This is a genomic window from Lysinibacillus sp. NPDC056220 (genome assembly GCF_049315265.1).
In the GTDB taxonomy this organism is placed as follows: Bacteria; Bacillota; Bacilli; order Bacillales_A; family Planococcaceae; genus Lysinibacillus; species Lysinibacillus pinottii.
On the sequence record NZ_JBMOXD010000002.1, the window covers coordinates 214,378 to 234,429 of the forward strand.

Here is a 20,052-nt window from a genome sequence, read left to right on the forward strand (position 1 = left end):
TTATTGAGGGGAATTTTAAGTAGGAGGCAGGTAGGTAATGAACGATTTAATCAAGCGTAAACTGGATATTCTACCAGATCAGCCTGGCTGCTATTTGATGAAGGATCGACAGGGGACCATTATATATGTCGGGAAAGCGAAGGTACTGAAAAATCGTGTCCGTTCATACTTTACAGGAACACATGAAGGTAAAACGCAAAGACTTGTAAGCGAAATAGAAGATTTTGAGTATATCGTGACATCATCAAATATAGAAGCACTTATTTTAGAGCTGAATCTCATTAAACTGCATGACCCAAAATACAATGTCATGTTGACCGATGATAAGACGTATCCGTATTTAAAAATTACGAATGAAAAACATCCTCGTCTAATTACGACACGTAAAGTAAAAAAGGACAAAGCTAAATATTTTGGACCGTATCCTAATGCCTATGCGGCAAGTGAAACAAAGAAGCTGTTGGATCGCTTATATCCACTACGAAAATGTGTGCAACTACCTTCAAAAGTTTGTTTGTATTATCATATGGGCCAATGTATAGCACCATGTGTGAAAGAAATTGAAGGTCACGTTTATCAGGAAATGATTGAGGATATGACGAAGTTTCTTAACGGTGGAGTTGAGGCAGTCAAAAAGGAGCTTGAAGTAAAAATGCTTGCGGCTGCTGAAAACTTGGAGTTTGAACGAGCTAAGGAGTTTCGTGATCAAATTGCTCATATAGATACGGTTATGCAAAAGCAAAAAATAGTATCAAGTGATACGACCAACCGCGATGTCTTTGGCTATGCTGTGGAAAAAGGATGGATGTGTGTACAGGTTTTCTTCGTTCGCCAAGGGAAGCTGATCGAACGGGATGTTTCTATTTTCCCCATCTATCAAGATCCAGAGGAAGAGTTCCTAACCTTTGTAGGACGGTTTTATGAAAAACCAGAACATATTAAGCCAAAAGAAGTCTTTATTCCACAAGCAATTGATGGTGCGATTTTAACGGAATTATTAGGCATTAAAGTTCTTACACCAAAAAGAGGTCAAAAGAAGGAGTTGGTGGATTTAGCGACGAAAAATGCTGAAATTGCAGTTGCCGCTAAATTCCAGCTTATCGAACGGCAGGAAGAACGTACTATTGGTGCATGTGAGGCACTAGGCGATGCAATGGGTATAACGACACCATTACGAATTGAAGCTTTTGATAATAGTCATATGCATGGAACGGACGCAGTATCTGCAATGGTTGTTTTCATTGATGGCAAGCCTGCCAAAAAGGAATATCGCAAATATAAAACTCGGACAGCAGCTAAGCATGATGATTATGGTGCTATGCAAGAGGTCATTCGCCGGCGCTATATTCGTGTTTTGAAGGAAGGTCTTCCACTACCAGATTTAGTGCTAATAGATGGTGGTAAAGGTCAAATGGAAGTAGCACGAGAAGTATTAGAGGATGAGCTAGGACTTGTTATACCTATTGCTGGTTTAGCAAAGGATGACAAGCATAATACATCGCAACTATTGTTTGGTGATCCGCCCGAGGTCATTGCCTTAAAACGTACAAGTGACGGTTTTTATTTATTACAACGAATTCAAGATGAAGTCCACCGTTTTGCGATTACCTTTTTACGTCAACAGCATGAAAAGCATGCTATCCAATCTGTGCTGGATCAAATTGAGGGTGTCGGTCCAAAACGAAAACAGCAGCTACTTAAACACTTTGGGTCCGTTAAGAAAATACGTGAGGCTAGTGAGCTGGCTTTACAGGAAGCCGGGATGCCAGCTAATTTAGCAAGTCATATTTATGCCTATTTTCAGCAGGAGTCATTGTCAAAGGAATAGACATATGCTAAGGTTATAAATAACATTGTTGTCCAATGTTAACAGCCCACTTGTTTTAATGAGGGCGAACATAAATTTAATACATTCACTTTTAAGGTGATGATAGAGGTGCAAGATTCAAAAGTAGCGCAATAGAGGATGAACAAATCCTAAGACATTGCGTGAAAGGGGAGCTTGCCGAAGTACAGTAATGTTGTTTCCACTGTTGTACTGGTTTTGCATTTAAGAAATGTAAGACTGTCGATTCTACAAGTTTCGGAGAGCTATCACACATGCGCAAGTTTCATTTATTGTACATGTTAGAGGCAGCTTTCACGTTTTGTGAAGGCTGCCTTTTAGTTTTCTAGAGGCTGTTTTACACCTTATATTAGGTGAATTACCAGACTGGAAAGGAGAACAAAAGAAATGTCTAGAATAGTGATGAAATTTGGAGGGGCTGCACTAGCATCACCCGAACAAATTCAAGAGGCTGTACGAAAAGCGATTGCTGAAAAAGATAGAGGTTTCGATGTGGTAGTAGTAGTAGCTGCAATGAGACAAACGATACAAGACGTGAAAATGAGCGTACTTCATTTCACAGATGATGTGTCAAAACGTGAATTAGATGCAGTTGTGTCTTCATGCTCTCAGCTATCAAGCTCAGTCTTTGCCATTGCGTTACAAGAAGCTGGCTATAATGCGGTGTCATTAACAGGCTGGCAGGCTGGTATTTACACGGATCATATGTATAGTCATGCACGGATAGATCATATCGATGTTAGTCGTATCGAAGAACATTTAATGCAAGAACAAATCGTCGTTATTGCTGGAGATCAAGGCATTGACAATGACCACAATATAACAACGCTTGGGAAAGGTGGGACCGAAACGACAGCCGTCGCACTTGCTGTTGCATTAGATGCCGAGCGGACAGACATATACACGAATGTTGACGGTGTGTATACAGCAGATCCACGCTTTGTTGTACAGGCACAAAAACTACAGGAAATTTCCTATGATGAAATGTTAGAGATAGCTCATTTAGGATCACATGTCATACATCCACGTGCAGTTGAGTTAGCTAAAAAGTTTCAAATACCAGTTATCATACGCTCTAGTTTAGTGGAGTCAGTAGGTACTTTATTGAAGGAGGAAGTAGAGATGGAGAAAAATTTAATAGTTCGTGGTGTTGCCTTTGAATCAGATGTTATTCGTTTAACAATTGGCTATGATGCATATTCGGGTGCTTCATTAGCGGATATATTTTCAACTCTTGCTGAAAATCGCATCAACGTGGATATTATTGTTCAAGCCATTATTGATGGATTAAAACCAACTGTGTCCTTTTCAATTTTGAAAGAAGAATTTGCGGAAGCATTACGTGTTTTAGAGGACAGTAAAGTATCGCTTGGCTTTAGCTTTGCTGATTTCGAAATTGGATTAGCAAAAGTTTCTATTGTTGGCTCTGGTATGGTTTCTAATCCCGGTGTCGCTGCCCGTATGTTCGACCGGTTACGTCGTGAAAATATCCCTGTGAAGATGGTCAGCACCTCGGAAATTAAAGTGTCTGTTGTAGTTCCGCAGGATGAAATGATTCGTGCGGCAAATGCATTACATGATGAATTTAATTTAGAGCAGGCTCTTTACATATAATAATAGAAGAAACAGCATTTTCTGTCATTGTCCGAAATAAAAGGAAGGATTGTCATCCCGTTTATTGATTGGGGAGACAATCCTTTTTTGTTACTCTGTTGGGATCGTATGCATGATCCGTTCCTTTACGTCCCATTTGACTGTAAACATAACGTAATGTTGCTTTTCACGTTTTTCATCATAGCATTCTGTTAAATAGCCTTTAGCTAGCTGAATTTGTTCAGCTATAAATCCTGCCTCAAGTCTAAAGCTACGTTGTTTGATTTGTAATATTTCAGGGTCGTTTGTCAACTGGAAAATGCGTCCGTCTTTCGATTCTTTCATTAGCTCTAATGTACCCCAACAGGCATCTGCGAAAAATGCGATAAGTTCGTCTTGACTTTTACATGGAAACTTACGCGCAAGCTCTTTGCCTGCCCAATAAAGGACATCATTCTCATGTTTACCGAGTATAGAAGATAGAATATGATCGCGAATGATCTCATAACCAAAGGAAGAGATTGTAGGAGATGGAGTGTTTAACATTGTTATCCTTCTTTCTTAGAATTTTCTTAAAATTTAACGTTAATAAAGTAATGGTAGATTTTTCGAGAAAAAACGACGCATTATGCACTAGATTAGTTCTTTAATAAGCTCTATGAAAAACTTCGAGTTGCCTTGACGCTCGTAGCTCTTGAGAGTACAATAAACATGTCATAATATTGTACCATGATGAAATACACAGTCAATGAAGTATCATTTACAAAATGATGACTTCTTTTGTTGTGCTATTTTAAGTACTAAGGGGGGTAACAGTCTTGTCGAAAGATCGAGAGTTTTTATGGCGTCGCTTACATTCTCTACTTGGGATCATTCCAGTAGGTCTGTTTTTAACGATGCACCTGTTCATTAACTTTACAGCAACAGGCGGGGCAGATAGTTATAACGATGCTACCGCAGTAATGGAGAAGATTCCATTCCTTATCCTAGTTGAATGGATTGTCATCTATATTCCATTGATGTTCCATGCATTTTATGGAGTGTTCATTGCATTCACTGCTACACCAAACACAGGACGTTTCAGCACATACCGTAACTGGATGTTCTCATTACAACGTTTCACAGGTGTATTCCTAGTGATTTTCATTGCATGGCATATTTTCCAAACTCGTATTCAAAAAGCACTTGGCACACACGTTGATTACGACATGATGGCGAATATCGTTGCTAATCCATTCATGCTTGGATTCTACATTGTTGGTATTTTATCAGCAACTTTCCACTTATCTAACGGTTTATGGGCATTCCTAGTAAGCTGGGGTATTACACAATCTCCACAGGCTCAAAAGATTGCTACTTACGTAACAAACATCATTTTCGTAATTCTAAGTGTAGTTGGTATTGCTGCTATTTTAGCTTTTGTATAATTCCATAGAAAGCTACGATAGAGCAAATGCAATCAATGCAATTTTTTAAGAGGAGTGAGAAATAATCATGGCGAAAAGCAAAATAATTGTTGTCGGCGGTGGTCTTGCCGGTCTGATGGCAACGATTAAAGCAGCTGAAGTTGGTACTGAAGTTGATTTATTCTCATTAGTTCCTGTAAAACGCTCACACTCTGTTTGTGCGCAGGGCGGAATTAATGGTGCGGTAAATACTAAAGGTGAAGGGGATTCTCCATGGATCCACTTTGATGATACAGTATATGGTGGTGACTTCTTAGCGAACCAACCACCAGTTAAGGGTATGTGTGATGCAGCCCCTGGGATTATCCATTTAATGGACCGTATGGGTGTTATGTTCAACCGTACACCAGAAGGATTATTAGATTTCCGTCGTTTTGGTGGTACTTTAATGCACCGTACAGCTTTCTCTGGTGCAACAACTGGTCAACAATTACTATATGCGCTTGATGAGCAAGTTCGTTCTCATGAAGTAGCTGGTTTAGTAAATAAATATGAGCACTGGGAATTCCTTGGTGTTATTATCGATGAAGACGGCGTGTGCCGTGGTATCGTAGCGCAAGATATGCGTACAGAAGAAATTAAATCATTCCGTGCAGACGCTGTTATTATGGCGACTGGTGGCCCTGGTATTATTTTCGGTAAAACAACAAACTCTGTTATTAACACAGGTTCTGCTGCTTCTATCGTTTACCAACAAGGTGCTTCATATGCGAATGGTGAGTTCATCCAAATTCACCCAACAGCGATTCCTGGAGATGACAAAAACCGTCTAATGTCAGAATCAGCTCGTGGTGAAGGTGGTCGTATTTGGACTTATAAAGACGGTAAACCTTGGTACTTCTTAGAAGAGAAATACCCAGCTTATGGTAACTTAGTACCACGTGATATTGCAACACGTGAAATTTTCGACGTTTGTGTAAACCAAAAACTTGGTATCAATGGCGAAAACATGGTATACCTAGATCTTTCACATAAAGATCCACATGAGTTAGACGTTAAACTTGGTGGTATCATTGAAATCTACGAAAAATTCGTAGGAGATGACCCACGTAAATTACCTATGAAGATTTTCCCAGCAGTTCACTATTCAATGGGTGGATTATGGGTTGACTACAACCAAATGACTGAAATTCCTGGTCTATTTGCAGCAGGTGAGTGTGATTACTCTCAACACGGTGCCAACCGTCTTGGTGCGAACTCATTATTATCTGCTATCTATGGCGGTATGGTTGCAGGACCAAACGCAGTAGATTATGTAAAACATCTTAAAAAGCATGCAGAAGATATTCCACAAGAGATTTACGATGCTCGCGTAACAGAAGAACAAGCGAAATGGGATGCTATCATGAAAATGGAAGGCACAGAAAACGCTTACTTACTGCATAAAGAGCTTGGTGAAATGATGACTGCTACAATGACTGTAGTACGTTACAATGATCAGCTTGAAGATACATTGAAAAAACTTGATGACCTTACTGAGCGTTGGAACAACATCAACATTAACGATACGCAAAAATGGAGTAATCAAGGCGCACACTTTACACGTCAGCTTAAAAATATGTTAGTGCTTGCGAAAGTAATGACAAAAGGCGCATTATTACGTAATGAATCTCGTGGTGCGCACTATAAACCTGATTTCCCTAATCGTGATGACGAGCAATTCTTGAAAACAACAATGGCGAAGTTTGACCCAACTACTGGTAATCCAATCATCACGTACCAAGAAGTCGACGTTTCTTTAATCCCACCACGTAAACGCGACTACTCTGCGAAAGGAGACTAAAAGTTATGCAAATCGCAGCTAATACTGGAAGAATGGTTAAAGTAGAAATCTTACGTCAAGATACACAGGGCGGCAATAGCTACTGGCAAAAATTCCAAGTGCCTTACCGTCATGGTATGAACGTAATTTCTATTTTAATGGAAATTCAAAAAAATCCTGTTACTGAAAATGGTGAAAATACATCACCAGTTTCATGGGATATGAACTGTTTAGAAGAAGTTTGTGGTGCATGTTCAATGGTTATTAATGGCCGTCCACGTCAATCATGTTCAACACTTGTTGACCAATTGACTGAGCCTATTAAATTGGAGCCAATGAAAACATTCCCTGTTATTCGTGACTTACAGGTTGACCGTGAACGTATGTTCAACGCGCTTAAAAAAGTGAAAGCATGGGTACCAATCGATGGTACGTATGATTTAGGTGAAGGTCCTCGTATGCCAGAAGGTAAACGTCAATGGGCTTATGAATTATCTAAATGTATGACTTGTGGTGTATGTATGGAAGCATGTCCAAACGTGTCTGAAAAAGCTTCATTCATCGGGCCAGCTCCATTATCACAAGTACGTCTTTTCAACACTCACCCAACTGGTGCAATGATTAAAGACGAACGTTTAAATGCTATTATGGGCGATGGTGGCCTAGCGAACTGTGGTAACTCTCAAAACTGTGTTGCTGCATGTCCAAAAGGTATTCCTTTAACAACATCAATCGCTTCATTAAACCGTGCTACTACAGTGCAAATGTTCCGTAACTTCTTCGGTTCTGACCACTACGTAGATTAATATCGGACAAGCTGAACTCCCTTACACTTAGTGTGAGGGAGTTTTTTATAGTGATATAAACATAGTTAACATGTTTCAAGAAAAAACCATACTATTTAAAGAAAAAGGGATTTTAGTAATAAAATAAGGGGAATTCGGTTTTTCCTATGATAATATAGTGTTTTCTTATATAATGAATAAGTATTCATTGCTGATTGACAGTCTAAACTGACTGAAAAGGATGGTAAATAAATGATAGGGGATGGCGTTATTATGAAAGCAAGCTATATTGGAAATTTACAAGAGTGGGAAAAGGGGTTTTCCTTTTATAGTGAGGCACGTGTACGATTCTCAGAAACAGATATGTATGGGCATATGAACAATACTGTAAGCTTTACTTATTTTGAACAGGCGAGAATTGATTATTTTCGACATATAGGTATTTTAATGCCATCAGTAGCTGATGAGAATGTGAGGAGTATACCGATTGTAGCTGATTTACAATGTGATTATGTAAAGCAGGTTTTCTTTGATGACCTACTAAGAATTTATACAAAGGTAGCGAAAGTTGGAAGTTCATCAATGGACCTTCATTATCTAGCAAAAAATCAAAAGGACGAAGTTTGCTTCACAGGTCGTGGGACAATTGTGCAAATGGACCCTCGAACAGGCAAGAGTGTACCGATTTCTAAAGAAGAAAGAGCGCACTTGATTGATTTGGGAATTATACCCAATTAGTGAGTTACGTTACAACATAAAAAATTATGAACATAGTAGGAATATTGTTTTACATAAAATTGTTGAAAATGTCGAAGCAATTTCCGAAATTTTTAAGGAAACATGTAATAATCATGCAAATAGCCGTCACCGCTTCAAGCCCCTTAACATAAGTTACAATACGTGCGGGGGAGGAGGGTGTAACTGAATGAATGGCTCTCATCATCGTTCTCTATTGACAAACCGAGAACGTGAAATATTTGCGCTTTTATTAGCTGAAAAAACAACGAGAGATATTGCAGAGCAGCTTGGTATTAGTGAAAAAACAGTGCGAAATCACATTTCCAATACAATTCAAAAGCTAGGTGTAACGAATCGATCTCAGGCGTTAATTGAGCTGTTACGCTTAGAAGAATTTAAATTAGACTAATGGACACTTGCTATTTCGTGAAAAAAACGACAAAATAGAACTATTCAACGTATCTTTAGGAGTGAAATAGTTATATGTCGGATGAAGTAACAAAACACTCACCTGAAACCGTTGCAACGGTTGAAAAGGAATTACGCTATATAGCGGCCATCGTGAAGCAAAAGGGAAGAGAAATTGTTTCCGACTATGCGATTACGCCGCCACAATTTGTTGCGTTACAGTGGTTAGAAGAGCTTGGTGATATTACAATTGGCGAATTATCAAACCGTTTATATTTAGCTTTTAGCACGACAACAGATTTAGTGGACCGGATGGAGAAAAATGAATTAGTCAAGCGTATGCGTGATGAAAATGACCGCCGTGTCGTTGTTGTTCATCTTCTCGAAAAGGGCGAACGTATTATTCAAGAGGTTATAGAAAAAAGACAGCAATATTTGCAAGAGATGCTTGTTGGTTTTAATGAGCAAGAAGTCGCGCAATTATCAAGCTACCTAGAAAAACTACATGTACACATGAAACAGGATTGAGGCGGAAAGTATGAATGCCCCGATAGGCGTTATTGATTCAGGAGTAGGCGGGTTAACCGTAGCAAAAGAAATTATAAAGCGATTGCCAAACGAAACGATTTATTATATTGGCGATACAGCAAGATGTCCATATGGTCCAAGAAGCCGTCAGGAAGTACGGAACTTCACTTGGCAAATGGCGAAAGCGCTAGAAAAAATGAATATTAAGATGCTCGTTATTGCTTGTAATACAGCGACTGCAGTAGCACTCGAAAGTTTACAAAGAAATATGCCTTTTCCGGTACTAGGCGTTATAAATGCTGGCGCACGTGCAGCTGTAAAGAAAACGAAGCGACATGAAGTCGTTGTGCTTGCAACAGAAGGAACAATAAAAAGTGGTGCATATGAAGAGGCCTTACTGTCACTTAATACGTCAACACATATTATTCCACTAGCCTGTCCAACCTTCGTTCCACTTGTAGAAAGTGGCGAATATAAAGGTGAATTTGCAACGAAGTTAATAGCAGAAGGCTTAAAGCCGTTGAAAAATCAACAATTTGACACGGTTATTTTAGGGTGTACACATTACCCTATTTTACAAAAACAAATTGAAGCTGTCGTAGGAGAAGAAGTGAATGTTTTATCTTCTGCGGAGGAAACAGCAAAGGATGCTCAAGAAATGCTAGCTTATAATGGCACTTTAGCAAATGCAAATACAGTGCCTGCTCATAAATTTTTTGCAACTGGTTCTGTTCCAATTTTCCGTTCAATCGCTGAAAATTGGTTGGAGCAAGGTACTCTCGACATAAGACGCATTACATTAAAATAAAAAATCAGCTTAGCAATGGGCTAGGCTGATTTTTGCCGTTTTCAGCATTTTACATAAACGTTGAGTACTTTTTTGAAGAAATAAATTATGTTAAGATGAGGGCGCGAAAGTTTTTAGGAGGAACAATAAATATGACAAGATTTGATGGAAGAATGGCAGATGAACTGCGATCTGTAAAAATGGATAGTGAATACCTAATACACCCAGAAGGCTCGGTTTTAATTCAAGTAGGAAATACAAAAGTAATTTGTACAGCAACAATTGAAGATAAGGTTCCTGGCTTTTTACGTGGGCAAGGGAAAGGCTGGATCACAGCAGAATATTCGATGCTACCTCGTGCAACCGCTCAACGTACACCACGTGAATCATCTCGTGGGAAGGTTAATGGACGGACGATGGAAATTCAACGATTAATTGGGCGTGCATTACGTGCTGTGGTCGATTTAGAGGCACTAGGAGAGCGTACAGTATGGATCGATTGTGATGTGATTCAAGCAGATGGTGGCACTCGTACAGCCTCCATTACGGGAGCATTTGTAGCAATGACACAGGCAATTGCTAAATTTGCAGAGGAAAAGCCGTTCGTTAAGTTCCCTGTAACAGATTTTTTAGCCGCAACTAGTGTAGGGATTGTAGAAGAGCAAGGTGCCGTTTTAGATTTAAATTATGTAGAAGATGTGGCTGCTGCTGTTGATATGAATATTGTTATGACAGGTGCAGGTCGCTTTGTAGAATTACAAGGTACTGGCGAGGAAGCAACATTCTCTCGGGAAGAATTGAATGAATTATTAGCTTTAGGTGAAAAAGGCATCCAGCAATTAGTTGAGCTCCAAAAAACAGCGCTTGCTGAACAAGCAAACATGGTCGGAGGGAAATAATATGAAACAGGTAGTCATTGCAACCAAAAATAAAGGGAAAGCAAAAGATTTCGAAGCATTATTTGGCCCACTGGGTTATGAAGTTGTCACAATGTTTGAAGTAGCACCAGATATGGAAATAGAGGAAACAGGTACAACATTTGAAGAAAATGCAATTTTAAAGGCAGAAGCCTTAGCGAAAAATCTTGGCACCATTGTTATTGCTGACGATAGTGGTTTAGCAGTGGATGCATTAAATGGTGAGCCAGGGGTCTACTCTGCGCGTTACGCTGGTGATCATGATGATGAGGCTAATATGGTGAAGCTGTTAGAAAATCTACAAGGTGTTGAAGATGACAAACGTACAGCTCGATTCTGCTGCTGTATTGCCATTGCAGGTCCAGATTTTAACACGACAACAGTATTTGGCACATGCGAGGGCGTCATTGCACATGAAAAACGTGGCACGAATGGGTTTGGCTATGATCCCATTTTCTTTGTCCCAAGTCTAAATCGTATGATGGCTGAGCTTACGCCAGAAGAAAAGGGCGCCATTTCTCACCGAGGTAATGCTATTCGTAAGCTGAAGGAGCAATTGCCGAATCTTATGAAATAAGAGGTGGTATACATGGAAATACTAATCATGAGCGATACACATGGAGACAGTCATGTGATCGACAAGGTCAGAAATTTTTATCCTGAAATAGATGTTCGGATACATTGTGGAGATAGTGAGCTTCCTTATGTGCATGATGCATTAAAGGGAATGAAAAAAGTACGAGGGAACTGTGATCGGGAGGAAGCTTTTCCTGAGGAAGAATTTTTTACGATCGAGGATGTAAAAATTTTGGTGACTCATGGCCATTTATTTAATGTAAAAAGTTCCATGTTGTCATTAGCCTATCGTGCAAAAGAATTGAATGCCCAAATTGTTTGTTTTGGGCACTCTCATATTCTCGGTGCTGAAATGTTGGATAATATTTTATTTATCAATCCAGGAAGCCTACTAAAGCCTCGGGGTCGCAAAGAAAAAAGCTTTGCTATGCTAAAAATAGAAGATTCGACTTTTACAGTGGAATTTTGGACGGATGATCAGCAGTGTATGTCACGTCATACTTTCCAACGAAATTAATACGACCTAAAAATCCGCCTTACTCTTAAAGTAAGCGGATTTTTAGGTTGGATGGTAAAATTGACTAGGAATGAATGATGTTGAAATAGAAAAAATAAATGGAAAAGGTAACAAAGGAGAAAATATGGAAAAGACAATTGGCTGGAATCTAGACAATAGTTATGTACAATTACCAAGTATTTTTTATTCCGAAATGACATTAAACCCCGTTCCTTCACCTAAATTAGTCCTGTTAAATGAAACGGTTGTTGCGTCATTGGGATTAAATAGTCAAGCTTTAAAAAGAGAAGAGGGCATAGCTGTATTAGCGGGTAATAAAGCACCTAGTGGTAGTAATCCTATTGCGCAAGCGTATGCAGGTCACCAGTTTGGGCATTTTAATATGTTAGGCGATGGAAGGGCCCTTTTATATGGTGAACAAATAACACCCTCAAACGAACGCATGGATATCGCGTTAAAAGGATCTGGAAGAACACCTTATTCCCGTGGTGGGGATGGAAGAGCCGCATTGGGACCTATGCTTAGGGAGTACATTATTAGTGAAGCGATGTTTGGGTTGGGGATTCCTACTTCTCGAAGTTTAGCGGTAGTGAGCACAGGTGAAACGATTATCCGTGAAACTGACCTACCTGGTGCTATCCTTACGAGAATTGCCAGCAGTCATTTACGGGTAGGGACCTTTCAATATGCTGCACAATGGGGAACAGACGAGGAGCTCCAGACCTTAGCAGATTATACATTAGAACGACATTTCCCCAATTATCTTGGGAACACAAATCCCTATCTTTATTTACTACAGGAAGTCATAAAAAAACAAGCATCCCTTATAGCAAAGTGGCAGTTAGTGGGCTTTATTCATGGGGTCATGAACACAGATAACATGACCATCAGTGGGGAAACCATTGATTATGGACCATGTGCGTTTATGGATGCCTACGACCCAGCAACCGTGTTCAGTTCCATTGACCGACAAGGACGTTATGCATATGGTAACCAGCCAAGCATGGGGGGCTGGAACTTAACACGGTTGGCAGAGGCGTTACTTCCTTTAATTCATGAAAATCAAGAGCAGGCCATTGAACTTGCTCAAGCTGCCCTAGAACAATACCCTCAGTTGTACGTTCAAAACTGGCTAAAAGGAATGCGAGCAAAATTAGGATTATTTGATGAAGAGCAAGACGATATGAAGCTTATAGAAGAACTTCTGCAGCTTATGCAACAAGACAAAGCAGACTATACAAATACGTTTATCGCCCTAAGTTTTGACCATATCGACAAAACCTCATTATGGCGGACTTCAGCATTTAAAGAGTGGCATCAAAAATGGCTCGCACGATTAGCGAGACAGCCACAAACAAAAGACATGTCCCAACAATTGATGCGCCAGCATAATCCTGCTGTTATTGCACGTAATCATAGGGTAGAGGAGGCATTGGAAGCGGCTGTAGAGAGGGAAGACTTTAGTGTGATGAATAAATTAGTAACAGCCCTGTCCCAGCCCTTTGCCCACACAAATGAACAACAGGAATATGCTTCATTACCAGAGACGTCTAGTCAACCATACCGTACTTTTTGCGGCACATAAGAAGACAACGAGAGGGAATGCTCCTCTCGTTTTTTTATTATGCCATGACACCATACCCAAACCAGGCGCATACCCTATGTATGAATAAAGGTAAAGGGGAATGGATTCGATGCACAAATATTCAAAAGGTTGGTTTGTAAAAGAGTTACGAGCATATGGCATTCTAGTACATCCACAACTTAAAAGTCATTTAGGTTTATTTAAAGAATCTGAATTACGAAATCTATATTATCGCTATGTAGAAATAGAAACGACAGAGCAGGAACAAAAATAGCCTTTATGGTTTGAATAACTCCTTTCTAGGAAAAAATGAGGGTAGAAAGGAGTTTTACTATGTGGATGATAGCACAGACATGGCAGGATGTACTATTTTTACATTGGCCGGTATCACCCCTAGAATTAGAAAAGCATTTACCTCCAGAAGTAGAGCTAGATTTATTTGCACATGATGCCTGGGTGAGTGCGGTTCTTTTTAAAGTGCATGGGCATCGCTTGCGATTTCTGCCACCTATTCCGGGCTTGAATACCTCCTTACAATTGAACGTACGAACATATATTGAGTATGAGGGCAAGAAAGGCATCTATTTTTTTCATTTAGATGTGACCAATTTTATCTTCTCAAAAATAACAGCATTGGGCAGTTTACCATATCGATACTCAAAAATTATAGGAACGCAAAGGAACAATGACAATACCTATACCAGCTATTACAAAACGTTGGACGAAAGATTAAGGGTGTCCTATACAATAGGGGATAACACTCAAACTAATTTTGATCAATGGCTAGTCGAACGTTATCATTCATGGGCAAAATGGAACCATACATTATTTCGTATTGATATTCAACATACACCGTGGGATTTACAACGGGCTGATGTGAAAATTCAAAGTAATACGTTAGCTTCTTTTATGAAGGGAACCTTTCAGGGAATTCAACCCATTGCGCATTATGCAAAGAAAAAGGAGACAAAGATTTTTCTTCCAGTGATTGAATGATAAAAAATATTGTAAGTGAGAGCATTAAAAGAGATAACAAAATTGCATGACGATAGCGCCCGCTATCATATCTGACATGGCAAGCGCCTCTGCCTCTATTTCATCAAATATGTCCACGTCGGCTTGATAATTTTTTTGAATCATGGTCACAGCTTCGTTTTTTGTTAAAGACAAATGCATATAAAACATCTTTTGTACGGCCTCCATACTTAAGTATGGATTAATCGTATGCAAAAATTGTGCAATATCGTCTGCATTACGATACCAATCTCTCTCTTTTGCCTCAGCCGTGGCAGTATCCCCTTTAGTCGCAGCAGTCACTAACTGAGCAGCAATAACAAGATGCTCTTTAATTAAAGCCGCATAACGATCTGCTATAGAGTCGCCATAAAAAGGGCGAAGGCAATTGCCCAAATCAGTCGCATTTCTTAACAAACGCTGCTGCACAAAAGGTAAATCTGGCAAATTGAAAACGATGCTAATAATCGTCATCCGTGTCCAATTCACATGCTCCATCCATAGTAATTGATTCATCGCCATATAATCTGCCTCAGTTTTACTAATGCAGTGTCGATGATCAGTTGAACGTAAAAAATGACGAATCGGTGCTGTATATTGTGTAGAGGGTGATTGGTACAACTGGCTTAATGAAAACCTACTTGAATAAGGGTACAAAACCTCGCTCCTTTTCATTTGTTCTCCTACATTAGCATACTCCTAAGCAGCTCTATGTATGAAAGCAATGAAGGCAAAGGGAAGGTATGACATTAATCCTCGTACATCATTTTCTTTGTCATCCCACCGTCGACCGTTAAATTAATACCTGTAACGAAATCATTCAGCGGATTTGTTAAATAGAGACATGCTTGAGCAATATCCTCCGGTACACCCACTCTCCCTGACAAATGCTGCGCATGATCTATCGGACGAAGCTCCTCATAATTGCCAGTCTCAATCCACCCGGGCGAAATACAATTTACAGTGATCTGATCAGGACCAAACGATCGTGCTAAAGCATGAGTTAATGCCACAATCCCTCCTTTTGTAGCAGCATAGGCTTCAGTAAAAGGCTCAGACATCTCAGCCCGTGTAGACGCTAGAGATACAATCGAGCCACCTTTGACATTGTGCCTCATCACCTTCGCAGCCTCTCTTGCACAGAAAAAGGCACTCGTTAAATTCGTTTGCAAAAGATCATTCCATGCCTCCAACGTAATATCATAAGGAGATGTATGTTGTAACTTTCCAGCATTATTAATTAATATATGAATCGACCCATACTGTTCGACTGCTCGTTTCATTAATGAAACAATATCCTGTTCCTTCGCCACATCCGTATGAACAAAGATGACAGAGAAGCCCTGCTCGAGCAACTCTCTCTCTAATTGCTCACCTAAGCCCTTATTGATATCAGCAATCACCACATTCGCACCCTGTCGTGCATATGCTAGCACAATCCCCTTACCAATCCCTTGTGCACCACCAGTAACAACTACAACAGAATCCTTAAACATCTATATACCTCCTATTGATTTCTAGCCAATATTCTAACAAAAATTTTTATGTTCTTGCTATCGATAAGGCAAAGACGTGGTATAATCTATATGGCGAAAACATATGATAAAACATAGATGAGGGAAACCTTGCCTACATAGTAAAATTATTGTTGACATTACGCCATAAAATACATATAATAAATATTGTCCTTCCTATGGAATACATAAGAAACGACATCATGTCTCAGTAGCTCAGCAGGATAGAGCAACGGCCTTCTAAGCCGTCGGTCGGGGGTTCGAATCCCTCCTGGGACGTCAATAACAAATCAATGGTTAATTTTTAACCAAATTGAAAAGCGCTTGAAACCTTACGAACACTGGGTTTTGAGCGTTTTTTGTTTATATTGATATTTTTAAGAATCGCATTGAATCACATATAAAAAATAAATTAGGTAAACAAAATGTAAACATGGTGAACAAAGAAATTAAGATGAATAAACATTAATCGCTATTTCTTCATCCCGTTCTTCCATTTCCTTTAATACATGCGAATAGTGATCAAGGGTTGTTTGAATATCTGAATGTCCTAAACGTTTAGAAACAGAATGAATATTAGCTCCTTTATAGATTAAGGCACTGGCATGCGTGTGTCGTAAACCATGAATTGAGATATATTCGATTTCTAATGACAGCAAAAGTGGTGGTGTGCGTTATGGAGTTGCAGAAAAAAACGCTGTTCAATACTTTGCAAAGCTGTTAAAACAGTTCTTCCTGAAACGCATAGAGGAAGCAATGAAACCAAATGAATCAGAACAACATACAGAAAAGGATGATGATACGATGAAATTCACAAGTACAACCGCAAAAGCTGCAGTACATGATTATATTCAACAAGCAGTCGATAAAGGATTGATTAATGAATCATGGTTGGAGAAATTCGATAATGGAACTATTACTAGTGGTGATTTTGAGGGATTGAAGATTATCATTGCACAACGTAGCGCTTAACAGCAGATGCCTGTTACCTTAATTGGTAATGGGCTATTTAATTTATAAACATAGATTCTAATTATTTACAATGAAAATAATAGTAATTATTGTTAATGTTTTGTAAAAAAATGATAAATTATTTTCTTAATAAGAATGTCAAACAAAACCCGACAAAATTAAAAGAAATGTTACTTTGGAATCACTTTATTACATAAATACCGCCAAATTTTGACGGTGAACATGGCGTATTGTGGCGTTTAATGTAAAGGGAATGTAAAATTCACGCCAAAAAGTGGCGTGATTCGACTATTGAAGTAGAAAAGTTTCCAATGGTAGGCTAGTGGTACCCGAGGGAAATACAAGTAACTATAGCTATAGAGAAAAATAGGAGAATTATATGAACAAGTTAATTAAAAAAATATCAATTTTGATAGCATTTACCTTATTACTTTCTATTGGATTAACTTCAAAAACTCAAACAGCTGATGCAGCAGTTGTTATGGACTATTGTGACTTTTTCAGTGGAAACCATTATGACAAAGATAAGAACATTGTAGTAGAAGAAGGGAATAAAAAGTATGGAGCGTGCCATATAAGTTACTATCATATGGACTCACCAGGCAAAGGTAAGGTGAGCGTTGACGGTGAAATGAAATCGCAATTTGCAAGACATTTAGTTGAACAAGAAATGGCAGATTTAGCAGGTAAGATTTATAAGCAAGATAATATAACATCTGTAGGTAATGGTAAATATAGAGCAGATGGTTATGATATTTACCTTGACCAATATATCACAGTAATTTTTGCAAAAAAGAAAGTGGATGGTCAGACACGAAACGCCGTAATCACTATGTACCCATATAAGTAATATGTATTATAAAAGACCAGGATATGATTCCTGGTCTTTTACCACAAAATTATAAAGTGTAATTCTCTTTCTAACTTTGATCTTTCAAAGTCTTTTATTTCGAAAAAAAGTTCAAACCCTTTTCCAATCTCAACATTCTTTGCCCAGTATATATAGTCATTTTTGCGTTCTCTACTTTTTATTTGTATAGGAAGATTGTCGAATAATTCGATTGACTCTTTATTAATTATCCATTCTTTTAATATAATTAGTTTATCTTTCTCATTTTTATTTTCAATTTCGAATTCTATTCTCATTTTATTACTTTTAATACTAGGACTTATTTTATTCACCTTTAAAAATAAACCTTCATCATCTAACAATAATATTTGTCCTGCTTCAGGGCTCTCTGTGTATTTATGGAATGCATCCCATTCTTCCTCAGACCATTCTTCCATATCTTTGTGAGAATCAAAACCCAATCCAATTCTTTTATCAATATGAAAAACTTCTCTTGTCATCTAACAATCACCTCATGTTTAAAAATTTTTGAAAATTACTTTATAGATATAGAAAAAACATAACTACAATCTAATATAACATAAATACTATTATTTCCAAATGAAAGGGTTATTGGTTTAAAATAAAGAATACTCATCATTGCTTTTAACATTAAAATAATCAACCAGGCGCTCAATTGAAAGTGAGTACCTGGTTCTTTTTGTTTATTCGTCATACGGTTTATACTTCGGTTGAAGCTCCTTAGCTGCATCTTTTCTTTTTAAAGTATACAACGATGTTAACAATGATTAAAACTAAGCATAATGAATAAATGACTATCATTGAGTAATCAAAAAACTTTGGTTCATTCCAGTTAACCATGTCAGTTAAGATATACAAAGCAAATGCTAACGCAGCCACATATCCGATATTTTTCAATTTAATGGATGTGATAAGATTATAGGGAAGGGGGGGCTAACCTCCTTCGCTTGTTTTAGTTTGGGTTTCAAACTTCTACGTATATAAGAGCATGTTTTGGAAATTGTTTTTTCAAGCACGCTCTTTAGACTTACTCTCATAATTAAAAATCTACACTAGCCATTCATTTTGAATCAAAGCCCAGGTACTCAATAAAAATTTGAGCCTGGGCATTTTTATATTGATCATCTGAAAGTCAATTTACTGTCCTATCGACTGTTTCCAATAATCAAGGTGGTGGTGTAGGTGTCTCATGGATTTATGAGTATACAAATCCCGGTTCTTTTAATTTAACAAGTATTACTACTTCTGTTGTTATAGGAATTCTAGCCACAATTGCTACAGCACTAATAGCTACAACGACAAACAACGAGAAGAAAACTATATATTGTATTGAAGAAGATATTGGCAACCAGACTAAAACTGACCACTAGTATACAAAAACTATAAATTAGACGTAACTTTTTATGAATACAGCACATATAAAGGGTATATAACTTCTACAACAATATACCATTAATTTAATAATTTGATAAAATTATAAAAATTCTTGAATCTACATTTCTCACAATTGCCCAAACAGAACACTGTTAAGTTCAAACTACACTTATTAGTTGTAATAAGTGTAGTTTTTTATTTACATTTTAATGTAATTTTTTTTGAGATTCTTTTTAGTCGAATCCACATGTAGTTGAATATGTAACTTTTGGTAGACAATTGGTGTCTATATAAAAGAGGTGGGTGGTTTGAAAATAAAAAAATTATTCTATGGTTTGATCGCATTAGCTTTATTCATGATTACAGGATGCAATATTCAAGGGGGAACTACAACCGTATCAATTGACAGGATAGATGCCGAAGAAGTTTTAACATTAGATTCTGATGCTGATATTTTTCAGTATGATGGAGTTATCTACAAAGCTAATATTGATTGGGTTGAAGAATTGTCTTTAACAAAAGATGTTCAAATCGGTGAAATAAAAACAAAAAATGATGCTAATACAGTTTTTAGAGATGGGATGTCGAATAAACTTCCTGTTGGTACAAAGATTTTTTCCACCAAAGAACGAGGAGAGATTTTAATTGTTGAATCTAAAGGAGAAATCAAAAAATATCTTGCAATTGTTGAAGGGTAAACAAAATAACTTGTTCAACAAACGTGGTGCTTTAATTGAATAGCTAGAATGATGTATCCATCTCATACGAGGTGGTCTTTTTTTATTTATACAGTGCCAAA

The 20,052-nt window shown here is 38.1% G+C and carries 23 protein-coding genes, 1 tRNA gene and 1 riboswitch; of the genes, 19 read left to right on the forward strand and 5 right to left on the reverse strand.

The features are described from left to right. Nucleotides 1–37: 37 nt before the first annotated feature. Together uvrC and ACOZBY_RS06065 are read left to right on the forward strand one after the other, a co-directional pair. Entirely contained in the window at nucleotides 38–1,828 is a 1,791-nt protein-coding gene (uvrC, locus tag ACOZBY_RS06060; RefSeq protein WP_012295566.1) for an excinuclease ABC subunit UvrC, read from the forward strand. A gap of 95 nt (nucleotides 1,829–1,923) precedes the next feature. Then, nucleotides 1,924–2,102: riboswitch (Lysine riboswitch) on the forward strand. A 131-nt stretch (nucleotides 2,103–2,233) separates the two neighbouring features. Next, nucleotides 2,234–3,460 (forward strand): aspartate kinase, encoded by a 1,227-nt coding sequence (locus ACOZBY_RS06065; protein ID WP_197149672.1) that lies wholly within the window; start codon nucleotides 2,234–2,236, stop codon nucleotides 3,458–3,460. A gap of 90 nt (nucleotides 3,461–3,550) precedes the next feature. On the opposite strand, the gene ACOZBY_RS06070 is transcribed toward ACOZBY_RS06065, so the two are convergent. After that, nucleotides 3,551–3,985, reverse strand: coding sequence for a YslB family protein (locus ACOZBY_RS06070; RefSeq protein ID WP_012295564.1), 435 nt, complete (start codon nucleotides 3,983–3,985; stop codon nucleotides 3,551–3,553). A gap of 272 nt (nucleotides 3,986–4,257) precedes the next feature. Between ACOZBY_RS06070 and ACOZBY_RS06075 the strand changes: the two genes are divergently transcribed. From ACOZBY_RS06075 to ACOZBY_RS06135, 13 genes are all read left to right on the forward strand, one after another. After that, complete coding sequence (locus ACOZBY_RS06075; protein ID WP_031419376.1) at nucleotides 4,258–4,866, forward strand: succinate dehydrogenase cytochrome b558 subunit; 609 nt, start codon at nucleotides 4,258–4,260, stop codon at nucleotides 4,864–4,866. A gap of 67 nt (nucleotides 4,867–4,933) precedes the next feature. Then, nucleotides 4,934–6,688, forward strand: coding sequence for a succinate dehydrogenase flavoprotein subunit (gene sdhA, locus ACOZBY_RS06080; RefSeq protein ID WP_012295562.1), 1,755 nt, complete (start codon nucleotides 4,934–4,936; stop codon nucleotides 6,686–6,688). A 5-nt stretch (nucleotides 6,689–6,693) separates the two neighbouring features. Further along, complete coding sequence (gene sdhB / locus ACOZBY_RS06085; protein ID WP_012295561.1) at nucleotides 6,694–7,473, forward strand: succinate dehydrogenase iron-sulfur subunit; 780 nt, start codon at nucleotides 6,694–6,696, stop codon at nucleotides 7,471–7,473. Between the two features lie 252 nt (nucleotides 7,474–7,725). Beyond that, nucleotides 7,726–8,190, forward strand: a complete 465-nt coding sequence (locus ACOZBY_RS06090) for an acyl-CoA thioesterase (RefSeq protein ID WP_031419375.1) — start codon at nucleotides 7,726–7,728, stop codon at nucleotides 8,188–8,190. A gap of 187 nt (nucleotides 8,191–8,377) precedes the next feature. Beyond that, on the forward strand, nucleotides 8,378–8,599 hold the full coding sequence (locus tag ACOZBY_RS06095) for a helix-turn-helix domain-containing protein (RefSeq protein WP_004226437.1): 222 nt from the start codon (nucleotides 8,378–8,380) through the stop codon (nucleotides 8,597–8,599). A gap of 74 nt (nucleotides 8,600–8,673) precedes the next feature. Then, nucleotides 8,674–9,126 (forward strand): MarR family winged helix-turn-helix transcriptional regulator, encoded by a 453-nt coding sequence (locus ACOZBY_RS06100; RefSeq protein WP_025114538.1) that lies wholly within the window; start codon nucleotides 8,674–8,676, stop codon nucleotides 9,124–9,126. A 10-nt stretch (nucleotides 9,127–9,136) separates the two neighbouring features. After that, entirely contained in the window at nucleotides 9,137–9,934 is a 798-nt protein-coding gene (racE, locus tag ACOZBY_RS06105) for a glutamate racemase (protein WP_012295558.1), read from the forward strand. A 131-nt stretch (nucleotides 9,935–10,065) separates the two neighbouring features. Further along, nucleotides 10,066–10,812 carry a ribonuclease PH gene (gene rph / locus ACOZBY_RS06110; protein ID WP_031419371.1) on the forward strand — a complete coding sequence of 249 codons (747 nt, stop codon included), beginning with the start codon at nucleotides 10,066–10,068 and terminating at the stop codon, nucleotides 10,810–10,812. 1 nt (nucleotide 10,813) lies between these two features. Continuing rightward, nucleotides 10,814–11,407, forward strand: coding sequence for an XTP/dITP diphosphatase (locus tag ACOZBY_RS06115; RefSeq protein WP_012295556.1), 594 nt, complete (start codon nucleotides 10,814–10,816; stop codon nucleotides 11,405–11,407). Nucleotides 11,408–11,419: 12 nt separating this feature from the next. Beyond that, the gene (locus ACOZBY_RS06120) at nucleotides 11,420–11,923 is read left to right on the forward strand and encodes a metallophosphoesterase (RefSeq protein ID WP_012295555.1); all 504 of its coding nucleotides are present in this window, start codon (nucleotides 11,420–11,422) and stop codon (nucleotides 11,921–11,923) included. 124 nt (nucleotides 11,924–12,047) lie between these two features. Continuing rightward, nucleotides 12,048–13,508 (forward strand): protein adenylyltransferase SelO, encoded by a 1,461-nt coding sequence (locus tag ACOZBY_RS06125; protein ID WP_198695926.1) that lies wholly within the window; start codon nucleotides 12,048–12,050, stop codon nucleotides 13,506–13,508. A gap of 109 nt (nucleotides 13,509–13,617) precedes the next feature. Further along, nucleotides 13,618–13,782 (forward strand): DUF2639 domain-containing protein, encoded by a 165-nt coding sequence (locus ACOZBY_RS06130; RefSeq protein ID WP_080695228.1) that lies wholly within the window; start codon nucleotides 13,618–13,620, stop codon nucleotides 13,780–13,782. A gap of 59 nt (nucleotides 13,783–13,841) precedes the next feature. Continuing rightward, entirely contained in the window at nucleotides 13,842–14,504 is a 663-nt protein-coding gene (locus ACOZBY_RS06135) for a YqjF family protein (RefSeq protein WP_422761785.1), read from the forward strand. 24 nt (nucleotides 14,505–14,528) lie between these two features. On the opposite strand, the gene ACOZBY_RS06140 is transcribed toward ACOZBY_RS06135, so the two are convergent. Both ACOZBY_RS06140 and ACOZBY_RS06145 read right to left on the reverse strand, forming a co-directional pair. Further along, nucleotides 14,529–15,197: a hypothetical protein gene (locus ACOZBY_RS06140; protein WP_227256901.1), complete on the reverse strand. Its 669-nt coding sequence runs from the start codon at nucleotides 15,195–15,197 to the stop codon at nucleotides 14,529–14,531. Nucleotides 15,198–15,271: 74 nt separating this feature from the next. Further along, a complete protein-coding gene (locus tag ACOZBY_RS06145; protein WP_036164420.1) occupies nucleotides 15,272–16,018 on the reverse strand; it encodes an SDR family NAD(P)-dependent oxidoreductase in 747 nt (248 codons plus the stop codon). A 223-nt stretch (nucleotides 16,019–16,241) separates the two neighbouring features. On the opposite strand from ACOZBY_RS06145, the gene ACOZBY_RS06150 reads away from it, so the two are divergent. Further along, nucleotides 16,242–16,315, forward strand: a tRNA-Arg gene (locus ACOZBY_RS06150). 170 nt (nucleotides 16,316–16,485) lie between these two features. Here ACOZBY_RS06150 and ACOZBY_RS06155 read toward each other — a convergent pair. Next, entirely contained in the window at nucleotides 16,486–16,695 is a 210-nt protein-coding gene (locus tag ACOZBY_RS06155) for a tyrosine-type recombinase/integrase (protein WP_422761788.1), read from the reverse strand. A 10-nt stretch (nucleotides 16,696–16,705) separates the two neighbouring features. Here ACOZBY_RS06155 and ACOZBY_RS06160 point away from each other — a divergent pair, with 10 nt between their 5' ends. Both ACOZBY_RS06160 and ACOZBY_RS06165 read left to right on the forward strand, forming a co-directional pair. Beyond that, complete coding sequence (locus tag ACOZBY_RS06160; protein WP_422761789.1) at nucleotides 16,706–17,008, forward strand: hypothetical protein; 303 nt, start codon at nucleotides 16,706–16,708, stop codon at nucleotides 17,006–17,008. Between the two features lie 379 nt (nucleotides 17,009–17,387). Beyond that, nucleotides 17,388–17,858: a hypothetical protein gene (locus tag ACOZBY_RS06165; RefSeq protein ID WP_422761791.1), complete on the forward strand. Its 471-nt coding sequence runs from the start codon at nucleotides 17,388–17,390 to the stop codon at nucleotides 17,856–17,858. Nucleotides 17,859–17,896: 38 nt separating this feature from the next. Here the strand turns inward: ACOZBY_RS06165 and ACOZBY_RS06170 are convergent, their stop codons facing one another. Next, nucleotides 17,897–18,358: a hypothetical protein gene (locus ACOZBY_RS06170; protein ID WP_422761793.1), complete on the reverse strand. Its 462-nt coding sequence runs from the start codon at nucleotides 18,356–18,358 to the stop codon at nucleotides 17,897–17,899. 1,194 nt (nucleotides 18,359–19,552) lie between these two features. Here ACOZBY_RS06170 and ACOZBY_RS06175 point away from each other — a divergent pair. Then, a complete protein-coding gene (locus tag ACOZBY_RS06175) occupies nucleotides 19,553–19,951 on the forward strand; it encodes a hypothetical protein (RefSeq protein WP_281486996.1) in 399 nt (132 codons plus the stop codon). Nucleotides 19,952–20,052: the final 101 nt, after the last annotated feature.